The 15,219-nt window shown below is 58.4% G+C and carries 15 protein-coding genes and 1 pseudogene; 11 read left to right on the top strand and 5 right to left on the bottom strand.

Features of this window, described 5'->3' with window-relative positions; translation table 11 throughout:
* Positions 1 to 18: 18 nt before the first annotated feature.
* Positions 19 to 1,104: a carcinine hydrolase/isopenicillin-N N-acyltransferase family protein gene (locus OGM60_08435; protein ID UYI98905.1), complete on the bottom strand. Its 1,086-nt coding sequence runs from the start codon at positions 1,102 to 1,104 to the stop codon at positions 19 to 21.
* A 161-nt stretch (positions 1,105 to 1,265) separates the two neighbouring features.
* Here OGM60_08435 and OGM60_08430 point away from each other — a divergent pair, with 161 nt between their 5' ends.
* From OGM60_08430 to OGM60_08420, 3 genes are all read left to right on the top strand, one after another.
* A complete protein-coding gene (locus OGM60_08430; protein UYI98904.1) occupies positions 1,266 to 2,651 on the top strand; it encodes a M18 family aminopeptidase in 1,386 nt (461 codons plus the stop codon).
* A 214-nt stretch (positions 2,652 to 2,865) separates the two neighbouring features.
* Positions 2,866 to 3,246 carry a hypothetical protein gene (locus tag OGM60_08425; protein ID UYI98903.1) on the top strand — a complete coding sequence of 127 codons (381 nt, stop codon included), beginning with the start codon at positions 2,866 to 2,868 and terminating at the stop codon, positions 3,244 to 3,246.
* Between the two features lie 16 nt (positions 3,247 to 3,262).
* Positions 3,263 to 3,733, top strand: a complete 471-nt coding sequence (locus OGM60_08420; protein ID UYI98902.1) for a PIN domain-containing protein — start codon at positions 3,263 to 3,265, stop codon at positions 3,731 to 3,733.
* 134 nt (positions 3,734 to 3,867) lie between these two features.
* On the opposite strand, the gene OGM60_08415 is transcribed toward OGM60_08420, so the two are convergent.
* The 3 genes from OGM60_08415 to OGM60_08405 all read right to left on the bottom strand — a co-directional run bounded on the left by OGM60_08415 (position 3,868) and on the right by OGM60_08405 (position 6,757).
* Complete coding sequence (locus OGM60_08415) at positions 3,868 to 4,803, bottom strand: D-2-hydroxyacid dehydrogenase (GenBank protein ID UYI98901.1); 936 nt, start codon at positions 4,801 to 4,803, stop codon at positions 3,868 to 3,870.
* A gap of 129 nt (positions 4,804 to 4,932) precedes the next feature.
* The gene (gene map, locus OGM60_08410; GenBank protein UYI98900.1) at positions 4,933 to 5,820 is read right to left on the bottom strand and encodes a type I methionyl aminopeptidase; all 888 of its coding nucleotides are present in this window, start codon (positions 5,818 to 5,820) and stop codon (positions 4,933 to 4,935) included.
* Positions 5,821 to 5,980: 160 nt separating this feature from the next.
* Entirely contained in the window at positions 5,981 to 6,757 is a 777-nt protein-coding gene (locus OGM60_08405) for a radical SAM protein (GenBank protein ID UYI98899.1), read from the bottom strand.
* A gap of 225 nt (positions 6,758 to 6,982) precedes the next feature.
* On the opposite strand from OGM60_08405, the gene OGM60_08400 reads away from it, so the two are divergent.
* From OGM60_08400 to OGM60_08390, 3 genes are all read left to right on the top strand, one after another.
* Entirely contained in the window at positions 6,983 to 7,780 is a 798-nt protein-coding gene (locus tag OGM60_08400) for an alpha/beta fold hydrolase (protein ID UYI98898.1), read from the top strand.
* 211 nt (positions 7,781 to 7,991) lie between these two features.
* Positions 7,992 to 9,872, top strand: coding sequence for a diguanylate cyclase (locus OGM60_08395; protein ID UYI98897.1), 1,881 nt, complete (start codon positions 7,992 to 7,994; stop codon positions 9,870 to 9,872).
* Positions 9,873 to 9,895: 23 nt separating this feature from the next.
* On the top strand, positions 9,896 to 10,252 hold the full coding sequence (locus OGM60_08390) for an Hpt domain-containing protein (protein UYI98896.1): 357 nt from the start codon (positions 9,896 to 9,898) through the stop codon (positions 10,250 to 10,252).
* 87 nt (positions 10,253 to 10,339) lie between these two features.
* On the opposite strand, the pseudogene OGM60_08385 reads toward OGM60_08390, so the two are convergent.
* A pseudogene (locus tag OGM60_08385) lies at positions 10,340 to 10,900 on the bottom strand (IS3 family transposase).
* 729 nt (positions 10,901 to 11,629) lie between these two features.
* Between OGM60_08385 and OGM60_08380 the strand changes: the two are divergent.
* The 5 genes from OGM60_08380 to OGM60_08360 all read left to right on the top strand — a co-directional run bounded on the left by OGM60_08380 (position 11,630) and on the right by OGM60_08360 (position 15,219).
* Positions 11,630 to 12,190: a hypothetical protein gene (locus tag OGM60_08380; GenBank protein ID UYI98895.1), complete on the top strand. Its 561-nt coding sequence runs from the start codon at positions 11,630 to 11,632 to the stop codon at positions 12,188 to 12,190.
* A gap of 8 nt (positions 12,191 to 12,198) precedes the next feature.
* Positions 12,199 to 12,528: a helix-turn-helix domain-containing protein gene (locus OGM60_08375; GenBank protein UYI98894.1), complete on the top strand. Its 330-nt coding sequence runs from the start codon at positions 12,199 to 12,201 to the stop codon at positions 12,526 to 12,528.
* A 342-nt stretch (positions 12,529 to 12,870) separates the two neighbouring features.
* Positions 12,871 to 13,596, top strand: a complete 726-nt coding sequence (locus OGM60_08370; GenBank protein UYI98893.1) for an ATP-binding cassette domain-containing protein — start codon at positions 12,871 to 12,873, stop codon at positions 13,594 to 13,596.
* On the top strand, positions 13,593 to 14,417 hold the full coding sequence (locus OGM60_08365; GenBank protein ID UYI98892.1) for a hypothetical protein: 825 nt from the start codon (positions 13,593 to 13,595) through the stop codon (positions 14,415 to 14,417). Before OGM60_08370 ends, OGM60_08365 begins: the two co-directional genes overlap by 4 nt.
* Positions 14,401 to 15,219: a hypothetical protein gene (locus tag OGM60_08360; protein ID UYI98891.1), complete on the top strand. Its 819-nt coding sequence runs from the start codon at positions 14,401 to 14,403 to the stop codon at positions 15,217 to 15,219. The genes OGM60_08365 and OGM60_08360 overlap by 17 nt, the downstream gene beginning before the upstream one ends.

Below are 15,219 nucleotides of genomic sequence, written 5' to 3'. Positions count from 1 at the left end.
GTTGACGGGCCTGGCTCCTTACAGTGCGAAGGCGTCGACGTCGCCCCAGTGGCGGCGCAGCGTAATAGCGGCGGCGGGTTCGGTATTGTCAAAGACGACCGACCATTGCGTATTGCTGGTGATGTCTTCCGGATTGGGTTCTTGCGCTGCGGCACGCAGGGCTTCCCAGACAATCGTTTCGTCCTGGGCACCGACATGGGCGTCAAGAACATCGGCGATTGCGACGGCGCGCTCTTTACCATGGCCCAGCTCGCCATTCTTTTGGTTGGACAGCACTTCGTCGTCATAGCAGGCGTAGAAGTTCGTAACCTGGCGTACAGGAGTCGCTTTGAAAGCGCGGTCCGGATCGCGCGGGTCCCATTCTACTACGCGCGCGTCACCGGCGGCGTCGTTGATAAAGAAGTGGTAATCGCGTCCTGCCATGGCGTGCATGTCGTAGGCGAAAAGCAGGTCGACAGCTTCTTGCGTGGTGGCGGCACGGTCGAGCACCAGACGGATGGCGAGCGAGGTGTTGATGACGGGCCGTTGCGTGTCCTGGTCACAGGGCTTGGAATCCAGGGTGAGTACGGCAATGAACACGCCGCATTCGTTAACACCGTCGAGCTGGGCAAACGGGCCCATGAGTGCCGCGGCGCGTCCGGCGACGGAGTCAAGTGGAGTGTTATCGCCCAGGTTGTTAAGGGCGGCAAGCCCGATGGAAGCATAGCCGCCGCGTGGGTGATTGCGCACCAGCAGCGCCGAGGTGTCGTCCTTAAAGTCGTAATTGCGACCGGTGCGCACGCGGCCTTCGGCATCTACGGCGACAAAAGCGCTGCAGGCAAACTGGGGCGCCTGGACATGTGCCGGCACACCGGGCAGCACCTGCGCCACCACGGCATCGATGTAGGCCTGGTCGTCGCGCACGCCAGCGGCGATGATGCGATCGAGATCGTAGTCGTAGGCGATGTCGATTGCGTACAGGTCATAGCCATCCGCGTAGCCGGTCAAGCGTTTGAGCGACGCGGCGGACTTGATTTGCTTGTGATAAACGATACCGGTGGCAGCGGCAAGGCCGACGGCGACTCCCGCGACACCGCAGGTGATGGCAATGTTACGTGGCTTCATGACGGCTCCTCTCGTCCTGTTAGCGCAATTGTCGCAAAAGGAGCGCGGGCATGATGGCTCAACTTGGTGAGTGGCGCGGAATTAAGCACGGAATGAAGAGTGCGGCGCTGGCGTGGCGGGGTATGCTGGAGGGGACCATCAACCCAGCGAAAGGGGAGAGCATGACGGATCAGGAAACGCCCGAGCGCGCGCATGTGACGGCCGATGATATCGAGGCCGCCAACGACCTTATCGACTTTATCGAGGCATGCCCCAGCATGTTCCATACGGCGGCGACCATTATGGCCGAGCTCGACGAGGCGGGCTTTACCTACCTGCCCGAGAATGCGGCGTGGGACATCGAGCCGGGCGGGCGTTATTACACGCAGCGCAACACCTCGAGCGTTGTTGCCTTTAAGGTGGGCGAGGACCTGGCCGCGACGTGGGGCGAGGACGGTGTTGCCGGTGACTATCATTTTCAGCTCACGGCGTCGCACAGCGATTCTCCGACGTTTAAGGTCAAGGCCGTGCCCGAACTTGACGGTGCGGGCGAGACGCTGCGTCTGAACATCGAGGCCTACGGCGGCATGATCGACTACACTTGGTTCGATCGCCCGCTGGCGCTCGCGGGCCGCGTACTGGTGCGCGAGGGCGACCGTATCGAGAGCCGCCTGCTTGCTACCGAGCGCGAGGTCGCTATCATTCCGAGCCTTGCCATCCACATGAACCGCGGCGTTAACGAGGGCTTTGCTCCCAACCGAGCCGTCGACCTGTGCCCGCTCATCAGCGTCGGCGAGCTTAAACAGGGAGATTTTGACGCACTGATCGCTGACGAACTGGACGTTGAGCCCGAGCAGATTCTGGGTCGCGACCTGTTCCTGGTCAATCGTCAGGATGCGCGCATTTGGGGCTGGGCCGACGAGTTTATCTCGACGCCCAAGCTTGACGACCTGGCCTGCGCCTATACCTCGCTGCAGGCATTTTTGGGTGCCGAGAATGCGCATGACATCTCGGTCTTCTGCTGCTTTGATAACGAGGAGGTTGGCTCCGAGACCAAGCAGGGCGCCATGTCGACGTTCTTGGCCGACGCGCTGCGCCGCATCAACGGATCGCTGGGCTTTGACGACGAGTCGTACCATCGCGCACTTGCCGCCTCGATGCTTGTGAGCTGCGACAACGCGCATGCCGTGCATCCCAACCACGCCGAGAAGTGCGATGCCCGCAACCAGGTTGTGCTCAACGGCGGCATCGTCATTAAGGAAGCCGCCAACCAGCACTACTGCACCGATGCCTTTAGCCGCGCGGTGTTCCAGGCCATCTGCGATGACGCCGACGTACCCACACAGGCCTTCGCCAACAAGAGCGATATGGCCGGAGGCTCCACACTCGGCAACCTGTCCAATATGCAGGCGAGCATGCATGCCGTGGACGTGGGCCTGCCGCAGCTGGCCATGCACTCAAGCTACGAGACCGGCGGCGTACGCGACGTGATGTACGCCATCCGCGCCCTCACCGCCTTCTACGAGCGCGACCTCCATATCAACGGAGCCGAAAGCGCGGAGCTCTAAAACCTGCCAAAGAGGGATGTTGATTTCGGCAGGTTTTATCTGGGCAAATGCAAAGGGTGAAACCGAGTTAGATCTGTGATACGTGGCCGCCGAGGTGCAGTGTGCCTCGGCGGCTTTTTGTGTACAGAGTACGGCTAATGCTTATAAATGCTATACATGCTTTACGTATTTACCATAGAGTTTTATGATAGTTTTGAAGTATTAAGGAGGGGTCATGACCACAACAGCCGCTCAGATCAACGTGCGTCTCGATGCCGATCTTAAAAGGAGTGGGGACGCCGCTCTCTCCAGGGCCGGTATGACGCCGAGCCAAGCGGTGCGTGCGCTCTGGCAACTTGCGGCATCTCTGGCTGATCGGCCCGGCGCGCTCGAGGATATCCTGCTGCCCAGTCGTGCCCGGGCGGAACAGCGCGAGCGCGAAAAGGCCGCCAAACGTAAGCTCGAGCTCATGGATCAGGGGTCGAAGCTGTTCGCTGCCGCTTGCCGTGAGTCGGGAATCGATATGGTCAGGGCTCAGCCATCGGACGACGAAGAGCTCAAACGGAATGCCTATGCGGATCGCTATGGCGAGGAGATGAGCTGGCTGTATGAGTGAGGCTCCAAGGCGTATCTTGGTTGACACCAACGTGTGGCTCGATTACTTCATTCCCTCACGACGTGGTCGTTCGGTGGCGATTGAGTTTTTACGCGATGCATGCACGGCGCAGGTGGATTTGCTGTATGCGGCGACATCGTCCAAAGACCTGTTCTATTTGATTTCAAGCGAACATAAGGCATGGTATCGGCGCGAGCATGGCTCACTATCCCAAGATGCCGCCGTGGCGGCGACATCACTTGCATGGGATTGCCTCGACGTGTTGTCGCAACTTGCCACGCCGGTACCCTGCGACCTGAGTGACATATGGATGGCGAGCAAGCAGCGTAATCTCCATAGCGATTACGAAGACGATTTAATCATTGCGGCAGCGATGCGCTCCCAAGCAGATTTACTGGTCACCAACGATGTCAAACTCTGTTCACACGCGCCTGTCGCAGCAATGAGCGTAGAAGACGCAAGAAGCTATCTAACAACGCTTAAATAGCGCTAGACCCCTTTGGTCGAATAATGGTCAGCGAGAGCCCACAGGTAGGGCCGCGCCAGCAAAGCGCCGCAGGTTGGCCAAACGGCGGGCTCGCAGCGTCGGCTCATTACGCCGTTTGTAAAACGGCGTAATTCTTAGTGTTCGATCCAACGGCGGAGCGTCTCACCCGCTTGCAGATGACGCAAGTTCTCCGCGGCAATGTCGACCACATTGTTGAGCGTGGCCTCCAAGTGGAACCAGCCCGAGATATGCGGTGTGATGAGCATGTTGGGCGCATCCCACAGCGGGCTTGTCGCGGGCAGGGGCTCGGGGTCGGTGACGTCGACCGCGGCGCCGGCGAGATGTCCCGACTCCAAGGCGGCAACCAAGTCGTCGGCGACCACAAGGTCGCCGCGGCCGCCGTTGGCAAAGAAGGCGCCCGGCTTCATCGCGGCGAAGAACTCGGCGTTCGCCAGGCCGCGGGTCTCGGGTGTGCTCGGCATAAAGGATGCGACGATGTCGGCCTTCGCCAAGCGCTCAGGTAGGGCGTCCATGCCGTCCATGTCCTCAAACACAATGGGGTAGACGAGCGGATGGCGCTTGATGCCGCGGACGTGCGCACCCATGCTGCGGCAGAGCGTGGCAAAGTGGCCGCCAATGTCGCCCGCGCCCAGCACCAGCACGTTGGCATTTTTGAGCGAGGTAACCGGCCCCAAATCCTCCCAGCGATGCTCGCGCTGCAAATCGTGATAGCCGGGCAGGCGCTTCATCATGGAAAGGACCATGGTAAACATGTGCTCGCTCACGGCCTGACCGTAGGCGCCGATCGAGCAAGACAGCTTAGCTTCAGCCGGCACGGTGCCGGCGGCCAAGTAATCGTCATAGCCGGCGGTCTGCAATTGCAACAGCTGGAGATGCTCGCATGCCGTGAGCATGCCAGGGTCGATGTTGCCCAGGATCACGTCGGCATCGGCGACCTGTTCACGTGTGGCGGCGTCGGCGCTCGTGTAGATAAAGTCCTCGCCTGGAGCGCTCGACTCGAGGATCGCACGATGGCGGTCGTTGACAGGCAACAAAACCAGGATGTTCACAAGCAGTCATCTCCGCTCAGCCTGCCAAAAAAGGACAGGTTTATTTTGGCAGGTTTTATCAGGCAAAACGTTCAAATAAAACGCCGGATGCAAAGCGGGTTTGCCCGTCAGCATCCGGCGCATCTGCGGCTACCAGCTCAGCAGCTCGTAGCCGTCCTCGGTCACCACGAGCTGTACCTCGCACTGAGCCGAATCGCTGCCGTCCTTGGTGCGCACGCACCAACCGTCACCCTTGCTAATCTTAATGTCGGGCGCCCCGGCGTTGACCATGGGCTCGATGGTAAAGACCATGCCCGGAGCCATGATGGTGTCCACATCGGGCGCCTCGGTGGTAAAGCCCACAAACGGGTCCTCGTGGAACTCCTTGCCAATGCCGTGTCCGCCGTACTCGCGCACCACGCTAAAGCCGGCGTCCTCGACCGTCTTTTGCACGGCTTCGGCCATAACGGAGAGCGGCAACCATGGCTTGACGGCTGCCAAGCCCGCTTCCACGCTGGCGCGGGTGACCTCGACCAGGCGCTGGCGCTCGGCAGAGACCTCACCGATGCAGAACATGCGGCTCGAATCACTAAAGTAGCCGTCCAGGATCGTGGAGCAGTCGACGTTGATGATGTCGCCCTCGTGCAGCACGTCCGTATCGCAGGGGATACCGTGACAGACCACGTCGTTGATCGAGGTGCATACGCTCTTGGGGTAGCCCTCGTAGTTGAGGTCGGCCGGCGTGCCGCCGTGCTCGACGGTGTAGTCGTAGATCATCTGGTCGATCTGGTTGGTGGTCATGCCCGCGGCGATGTGCTCGCCTACGTAATCGAGCACGCCCACGTTGATGGCGGCCGAGCGCTTGATGCCCTCGATATCGGCGGGCGTCTTGTAGAGCGTGCGGGGCAGAACCTCCCAGCCCTCTTCCCACAAGCGCTCGAGGCGCTCATCAAAGGTGCTATGGCATTTCTTATATTTTTTGCCGCTGCCGCACCAGCAAGCGTCGTTGCGGCCGGGCACGGGTCCTTTGTCAAACATGGCTAACTTCCTTTCATCCGCAGCTAGTATAGCCCACTCACGCGTCTATAAAAGTTGCGGTGATATAGTTCCGATTTAAGCGGTTTAACAGCACAAATAGGAACTATATCACCGCAACTGATGGGGCGGGATGGCGGGCACTGGCTGCTGCGTGGTTTTGCTAGTAGCTCACCTGGCAGGGGATGCCGAGGGCGCGCACGCGTGCGGCGATCGTGTCGAGTGCCTCGGGCGCTGCTTTGGCAAGGCCGGCGACCGGTGTCTCGCGCGCCACCGTGTAGATGGTCGTCTCCTGCGGGCGAATGCGCTCGAGCGCCGCGAGCCAAGGGCCGACGTACTCCTCGCCGGTGTTATCGAGAGACTTGCCCCGGTGCTCGCCGGTCAAAAAGATCGTCTGGATAATGACGCGGCCGTTAAAGCTCGCGAACGTCTCGATCTGGTGCTCTACATCGTAGGGGCCAACGGGCTGGTCGAGCAGCTGGATAAAAGCCGGGTCGACCGTATCGAGCTTGAGGATGTTGTCGTCGACCATCATGAGCGCATCGTGTACCTGGGGACGGTCGGCGCGCGTGCCGTTGGAAAGCACGGCAATCTTGGTGTTTGGGGCCAGCTCGTCGCGCAGCGCGACGGCGCCGGCGATGGCCTGCGGAAACTCCGGTGCGGCGGTGGGCTCGCCGTTGCCTGCGAAGGTGATTACATCGGGGAGCTTGCCCTCGGCTGCCATCTCGCGCAGCTTTACCTCGAGCGCGTCGAGTACCACGGCAGCTGTGTTGTACGGCTCATGGCAGGGGCGCTCAGCGTTGAGACCGTTTTCGCAGTAAATGCAGTCGAACGTGCAGATTTTGCCGCTGGCCGGCATCATGTTGACGCCGAGCGAAAGGCCCAGGCGACGGCTGCGAACGGGCCCAAAGATGGGGCCGGCATTCAAAAACGTAGACATAGGCATATGCTCCTCAAGACAATTGTGCCTAAGCATAGCATCGGCTCCAAAGCAAGGTGTGGGCTCTTGCTTTACAAGTTTCGTTTTTTCACGTCGCTCATTATGCCGTGCCATGAAAAGCCTCGGGTCGGGTACAGTTAATCTGTTAACAAGTCGTAAGGCAATGCGGGTCCATCCAATCGTACTGACGTGCAACTGGATGGGCGTTGATGATGGGAACACAGTATGGATTTTACGGTCGAGAATGCGGGCACTACGATCGCCTGCCGCGAGTATGCCGGCCCGGTTGTATCGTCCGATGCACCCGCCTTGGTTTGCGTGCACGGTGCGTGCGTCGACGGTGTCTTTTTTGACGGCATCGCCCGCGAGCTCGCCTGTGACTATCGCGTCATTACCTACGACCGCCGCGGTTGCGGCGAGAGCGGCGACGCTGCAGACGGACGCTACGACCTCGCCGCCCAAGCCGCCGACCTGCAGGTCGTTATCGAGCATATTGGCGCTCCGGCAAACGTGCTCGCGCACAGTGCCGGTACGTTGGTGGCCCTGGAGCTTCTCCGTGCAAACCCCGCCATAATCTCGCGTGCGATTCTGCATGAACCCGCCGTGACGGATGAGGGCGCCGGTCTGGGCGCGGCCCCGGTTTTGCTCGAGATGATCGCCGCGGGAAAGGTCTCCAGGGCATTACGGGCCTTCCTGGGCGCCATCGGCGATTCGGACCCTGAGGCCCCCAAGTTAACCGAGGCGGAAGCCAAGCATGCCCTGCGCAACGGCCGCAGTTTCATGGCGAACGAATACGGGATTACTATGACCTGCGTTCCCGATTGGGATAGCGTCCGTGCGTCGAAAACGGTGGCCGCCGTGCTCCTGGGCGAGCTCTCGATTGGCACGCCTCGCGAGGCGGGCACGAGGGTGGCGGCTGAGCTTTTGGACTGTCCGCTCGTAATGGTTCCCGGCGCGCACAACGGCCTGCGCGATCGCCCGGGAGCGGCTGCCCAGACTGTCCTTGGCATCCTGGGGCTCTAACACCCGCAATAGCCAAAGCAGACTTCACCCGCAAACGTTTCGGCCGTGTTAACAAATGTGCTCAAAACCTCACGTCTGCGGCTTTAATCGCGCCGTCTGCCAACTCATAAAAATGTAACAGCATTCACGTGCTTACCTGCATCGACAAGGTGTTACCCTTGTAACATTTGGAACCCACCGCCACCATGCGAAACTATCGAAAGGGCCCCATATGCTCAATAATCACGAGGTCAATCTAACCGACGAGGAGGCTGCCGCCGAGGTCGCCCGTGTCGCGAAGACCTACCCCGTGGTACGTTTACTGTCGGCCGATCAGATTAAGAGCGAGCCTAACTGCCTGCTCGCCGGCGATCGCTGCCCTTGTTTGCGCCAGGCAAGTCTTGAGGCCTTGACAGATTCCGATGAGGTGTCGGAGCAACTGCTCAACGATGGCGTTGAGTACCGTGCCCATCTGCGCCCTCTGAAGGTCGAGGGCAAGCCTCATGTCCTGCTGATGGTGCGTCCGATCGATGGGCAAGAGGCTGCAGAAGAGGACCTTGTCTACACCGACGTGCTGACGAGCGTGCATAATCGCCGGTATTACGAGGAAAAGCTCCGAAGCGCCCGCATGAATGCCGGCGTTGCGATGATCGACCTTGATGATTTTAGGGTCTTCAACGATACGTGTGGCCGTCATGCCGGCGACCTTGCGCTCGGTGCTGTGGCGACAGCCATGCGCAGCGGAATCCGTTCGACTGACGAGCTTGTGCGCTATGGCTGCGACAAGTTTGTGGTTGTCATGCCCAATATTCCCTCCGATGACTTCACCCGTCGCCTGCATCAGGTGTCCGATGCCGTTCGTTCCACGATTATTCCGGGCCATGAGTACGTGAGCTTGACGGCATGTGTTGGTGGCGTTCGCATTCATGGCGAGACGGTCGATGAGGGCGTTGGCCGCGCTGTCCAGTTACTGAGCCGCGCTAAGGCAAAAGCCGGTACGGTCGTGACCGATGCCGATTCCATCGAGGCCTTCCAAAGCGAAAGGCCTTTGGTGCTTATTGTCGATGACTCCGAGATGAACCGAGTCATTCTCAGCGAGATGCTCAAGGACGAATATTGCATCCTCGAGGCCGATAACGGTCGTGCGGCGCTCGACATTGTCGACCGCTATGGCGATGAGTTGTCGCTCGTGCTGCTGGACATTGTCATGCCGGGCATAAGCGGCTTTGAGGTGCTGGCCGGTCTGTCGCGCCGATCGGTTGGTGACAATCTGCCTGTCATCATGATTTCGAGCGAAGACTCCGATGATATGGTTCTGCGCGCGTACGAGCTAGGCGCCTCGGACTATATCAACCGCCCGTTTGACTCCCGTGTCGTGCGCCGCCGTGTAAGCAACACCATCCGCCTATACGCCAAACAGCGCCGCCTGACGAGCCTGCTGTCCCAGCAGTACAACGAGCGTGTCAAGAACAGTCGCATGCTCATCGACATCATGGCTGGCGTCATGGAGCTTCGCAACGGCGAGAGCGGCAGGCACGTTACGAACATCGAAAAGCTGACCGAGCTGCTGCTTGGCTGTCTGGTCCAGCGTAGCGACACCATTTCCCTTGACAATGAGGAGCGCTCCACGATTGCCCTGGCTTCGGCGCTGCACGATATCGGCAAGATGTCGATTGACGATGCGATTCTCAACAAACCCGGGCGCCTTACGCCCGAGGAGTTCGAGATTATGAAGACGCATACCACAATCGGCGCCGACATGCTGCTTGAGCTGGGTAGCCATCACGCCGGCAATGCGCTTATGGAATATGCGTACCAGATTGCGCGTTGGCATCACGAGCGCTGGGACGGCAAGGGTTATCCCGATGGCCTTAAGGGCGACGAAATTCCCATTGCCGCACAGGTGGTTTCGGTGGCCGACGTGTACGATGCTCTGACGAGCGTGCGCGTGTACAAGGACGCTATCCCGCACAAGGAGGCAATTCAGATGATCCTGGACGGTAAGTGCGGCACCTTTAACCCGCTGCTGCTCGATTGTCTGCTCGAGGTGCAAGACCAAATTGCCGAGACGTTGGCACGCCCCGCTGACGTCGTCGCGTTTCCCACGATTTAGTTTGACCAAAGGAGTTTTAATCCATGATTTCCATGCGTGAGGCGTATGAGAAGATCGGCGCTAATTATGATGACGCGTGCGCTCGGCTGATGGGCGAGGAAATGCTTGCCCGCTTTGCCCTCAAGTTTTTGGATGACGAGAGCATGGACAAGCTGGAGGCCGCCATGGCGGCAGGAGACGCCGAAGGTGCGTTTATGGCAGCGCACACGCTCAAGGGCGTGAGCCAGAACCTGGGATTCGATAATCTGTACGAGCCGGCGGTCGTGGTGACCGAAGCGCTGCGCGGTGCCGGCTCCGTTGACGGCGCTCGCGAGGGAATGCATGCGCTGCAGCAGCAATATGCAGCTACGATGTCGGCCCTGCGCGAGGTGGCCGAGTAAGAGGCTGTGAGCCTTGATGACTATGAGAGTGGATAATTTCCCGTTTTAGGCCCGGTGACGGGGAACTGCGGACGATTTCCTGGACCGTCACGCGGCCCTTCCCAGCGCGGCGCGGAACTCGGCCGGCGTGCGGCCGCCGAGCGCATCGCTGCGCCTCTCCGTATTGTAGCGGCCGATCCAGCCACCGAGCTCCTCGATGAAGCGGGCGGGGGCCCAGCCCGCCCAGTCCCTGCCGTGCCAGAACTCCCTCTTGAGCAGGCCGAAGAAGCCCTCCATCGCCGCGTTGTCCGGGCTGCAGCCCTTGGCCGACATGCTCCTGGTGAGGCCGTGCCCCTCGCAGATCGAGATCCAGCCGGGCCAGCGGTAGTGCCCGCCGCGGTCGGAGTGGATGACGGGGCCCTCGCCGGGCGCGAGCAGCGCGCAGGCGTCCTCGAGCGTCGAGTTGGCGAGCGCGGCGTCCGGGCTCTCGCCGGCCCTCCACGCCACGGCCGAGGAGTCGAAGCAGTCCCTGATGGCCGACAGGTAGACCTTCCTGCCGGAGGGCAGCCTGAACTCGGTGATGTCGGTGAGCCACAGGAAGTTCGGCAGGGCCGAGCGGAAGTCGCGCCGCGCTCGCGGAGCCTGCGCACCACGAAGCGGTAGCCGCGCGCGCCGTCGCCGTCCTCCAGGAACACGCGCCGCACGAGGGCCCTCAGCGGCGCCAGGCGGTCCGGCCTGGCGATCGCGCGCCGCTGGTAGTCATAGGAGCTCCTCGATATCCTCAAGAAAGCGGTGAGTTCTCTCAAGGACCACTTCCCCGCAGGCCTCAGGCGGTCTATCACCAGGGTCTTCTCCCTGTTCGACATCCCGTCGAGGCTCGCGGCTTTTAAAACGTCGTTCACCGCCCTGAGGACGGCGTTCTCCAGGACGAGGCGCTCTATCAGGGCGTCCTTGTCGTCCGGGTCGATGTCGGGGTACACCGGACCGTCCCCGACGACCTTCGGCAGCTCCATCTTCGCGACCGCCCTCCCGACGGTTCCGCCCGCGGCCACGGACCTCGTCCAGCGCGCGACGGCGCTCTTGCTCGGCCCGTCGAGCTCCCGGGCTATCTCCCTGCACGAGAGCCCGGAGCGGCGGAGCTCCCCGGCCCTCTCTACTACGGCTCTACTGTATGTCATGCGGACTCCAAACCGGACCTTGACGGTCCAACTTTTTGTCCGCAGTCCCCGGCCTCAAAGTGGGAGATTATCCACTCTCGTTCGATACGTGTCCAAAAATCCACTCTCACCCTTCGGATTAGTAAATAACCTATGCGTACCGGCTGGGCTTTGTACATGCAATCCATATCGTTGTTCGATAAACTATTCCGATAACGATAGATTCGATGAGGGTGAGTATATGTCCAACAGCGTTCAGCGTATGGCCAAGGCGGGCGAGACTGTAAGGAAGCTTGGCTTTTGCATGGCGGTCGTTTTTGCGGGAATGCTCGTCGCTTTCGCCGCGTTGGTTGTTTACGTGATCTGGTATGCGGTTGCAAACGCTGCTTCTGTCGATTCTTTCGGTGTTGTGACGCTTCTCAATGGCGGGTGCATCGTTATCCCAAGCGGACTGTGCATGGCGCTTGTCATGGGTATTTCGCTTGTCGTTTTGTGCGGAATCAGCCGTGACATTTCGCGGGGCGTATCGCCCTTTACCAGGGCGCATGTGCGGCTTATCCGTGTTCTCGCGCTTGCCTTTGCTGTTAACGCCGCGGTTTCGCTTGTTGGTGCCTATGGATCGGTCAATCTTACCATTGGTGGGCTGGAGCTTTGCGTCGTGCCTCATTCCTTCGTTATCGCGATTTGCCAGGGCGTTGCCTTTGACGCGGGGTCGCTTATCGGCGCGGCCGTCTGTTTGTTTGTCTCGGTGATCTGGAGCTATGCCTCGCTGCTCCAGGAGCAGTCTGACGAGCTTGTGTAGGAGGAAACATGAGCTATCTCATCATCGAGCTTGAGACGCAGCTGCTTAAGACCGGAAAGACCAGCTCTGATCTGATTCGTGCCACGGGGCATACTCCGGCTAATATTTCTAAGCTAAGAAACGGAAAAATTAAAGCTATTCGTCTTAAGACGCTTCTTGAAATCTGTGATGAGCTTGATTGTCAACCGGGAGATATTATTCAGCGCGTGAGCGAGAAGGAGCTCGAGGAACTTATTGTCGAGCGCGCGAAGAATGCCGTGAGGCAGATGCGGGATGGCAGAGGCAATGAGGTGTCGCTTCCGACATCGGTCTTCGCTGTAGATTTGAGCGACGAGTAGCATAAAAAGAACAACTATAACGAAATATCAGTGTAACGGAACCCGTGTCTAACACGGGTTCTTTGTTTATTAATTATCTTGACAAATATAAGTTATCGGCAAACAATAACATCAAGAACGAACGATAAAAGAAAGGAGGAACGATATGAGCTGGATTGTAAAGCCGAGTTATGTGGACCCCGGTGGTGGGTGCAACGGTTACTGCAAGGCATTCTGTGGAGCACGCGTCTGCGTCAATAACTGCAGCAAAAACTTGTGTGTTGTTAATTTCTAGCAGTTGCGGCTGCTGCCAGGCGACAGTCTGGCAGCAGCGGTTTTGTTATCAAGCAGAATAGGAGGCCAATGAGCGCATCAGCGATAAAGCTATCAAAGGTGTCAAAGCGCTATGGAAAACGGCGTGTGTTGCATGACGTTTCCTTCGAGGTGAATCAGTCTGAACTTTGCGCCCTTGTTGGTGCAAACGGGGCGGGCAAAAGCACGCTTATTAAAATAGTGCTGGGCCTCTGTGAGCCATCGTCGGGGAGCGTGGAGCTCTTTGGAGGCAAGTCGAAAAAAGAGCTGAGCCTGATGCGGACGCGTGTCGGCTATGTGCCAGATTCCAGCGGAGCATACCAATCCCTCAGTGCGGTGGAGAATCTTCGGATCCGATGTGCGGAATGGGGGCTCGATGAGACACGTGAGGTTCCTCGCGTCTTGGGCCTAGTCGGGCTGGACGTCGATGAGAAAAAGAGCGTGAGCAGTTTTTCTCTGGGAATGAAACGGCGACTGGATATAGCTACGGCTTTGTTGGGCGACACCGACGTACTAATTTTCGATGAGCCGGCAAATGGGTTGGACCCGCTGGGCATCGAGAGTATATGGGCCCTTATCGGCCGATTGAATCGAGAACAGGGTAAGACCATGCTCATCTCTAGCCATGATTTGGATGAGTTGGCATCGGTTGCAACAAGTTGCGTGTTTATTCATGACGGTGAACTGCTGAAAAAGGAATCGATGGATGTCATAAGGGATGAGGCGTCGTCCCTAAAAGAATATTACAGGCGCTTGATGAACGCGGTCTCGCTATGAAGCGGGCGATCCATCCCATAAAGGCAGATATGATGCGTCTACACAGGATGTTTCCGGCGCAGTTTGGTCTTACGCTTGTGTTGGCGTGCGGTCTTCTCTTCGGTGTTTTTTTAAATAACGGAGCAACGTTGCTAGGCTTTGGCTATGGCGTTTGTGGGGAGGATATTGGTTTCCTCTGGAATGCAATCGATCCTTCTGCGCCTGATGAGTCCCTTGCGCGCAGCGCTTTTGCCGGTACATCCCTGTTCGTTCCACTCATCGTTTGTTTGGTGCTTTTACAGGAGCATGGCTATAAAGAGGGATACCGAATTTCTTCAGCAAGAGGTCTCGCCCGCTTTAATGGGGCTCTGGCACATGTGCTTTCGTCTGCTTTAATAGTCGGTGCAGCATATAGCGCACTTTGCCTTCTTTTGTTTGCAATAGCCATAATGCGTGGGGAGCAAAACTACACGCACGGCATGCTGGCTGCATTTTTTCCTGCGATGATAATCAACGCCGTATTGGTGATATCGGTTGCGTTGGAGACGATGACCATCTATCGGATTACAGGCAGCGCTGTATTGAGCGGGGCTGTAATAATAATTGGATTTGTCATGAGCTTGACGCTCTACGGAACCTTCCTTCAGGCACCTATACCATCCTTGCGATGGATCTTCTTCCTTCCTGGGCCGTACCTAGGGGTCGGATGTGCCCTTGGGTATAGCGATATGGGGCACCTGGCGCTTCTGGGCTATGGCGTGGCAGCCAGCTGTCTATCGGTATTGATTTACGCTCTCGTGACCTGTCGTGTCGGAGGTGTGCTCAATGGCTCGTCAGATTAAAAGGTTCCTCCATTCAGAATTGAAGCATGTGAGCAAATGGACGTACGTCTTAATCCTGGCAATTTATGCGTGTATGGTGATATTGCAGCTTAATTCTTTCCCGATGTGGTTCTGTAGCCTCCGCGAGGGCAGTTTCTTGGGCTTTTTCCCAGACCCGACGCTTAAACTGTCGGCAGAGGACGCCCTTCTATTTGGTAATGCAGAGGTTTTTCGCGGCTTGCTGTTCAACGTGGCCCCGTTGGCTCATGCATTGTTCTTTCCGTTCATCGCGGCTTGTATTGTGCCGCGCTTTGTTAGTTCGGGCTTTGTCGAGGAACCGTGGGGGCTGTCGGAGGCTCGGGGAGGGAAGCGGGCGTGCGTTACCGTTGCGCGAACGGTGCTGTCTTCTTTCGCCCTATTGGGCGCGTTTGTCCTGTCAAGTGTCGTTTTGTACTGTCTTAACTGTGCAATCGTTTTGGATGCTCAACAGTGTTTCAACCTGAATATGTTTTGCGATCGACTTCTTCTGGCGAGTGCCGTCTGCCTTGCATATGTGGTCTCTTGCGTGATCGTTGTTTCCTATTTTGGGTCCGGCTTCGGTCCTATTGGCATGCTGCTGCTTGTCAACGTCGTAACGATCTACATACAGGTCGGAGCCAATTCCATGCTTCCGTTTCCGTCCTCGATGCTCATGTGGATTTGCGGCGTGACCCCGTTGGAGGATAGTCAATGCACCTCGATTTTAATTGACTGCCTGATTAACGTAACAAGCGTTCTTGCCATTTGCTTTACCGTCGACCAATTGCGGTCGAGATTTCTTTGA

The sequence above is a fragment of the Coriobacteriaceae bacterium genome (genome assembly GCA_025757745.1).
Lineage (GTDB): Bacteria > Actinomycetota > Coriobacteriia > Coriobacteriales > Coriobacteriaceae > Collinsella.
Note: the sequence above shows the minus strand (reverse complement) of the source record. Positions and strands in the feature narration are given on the sequence as shown.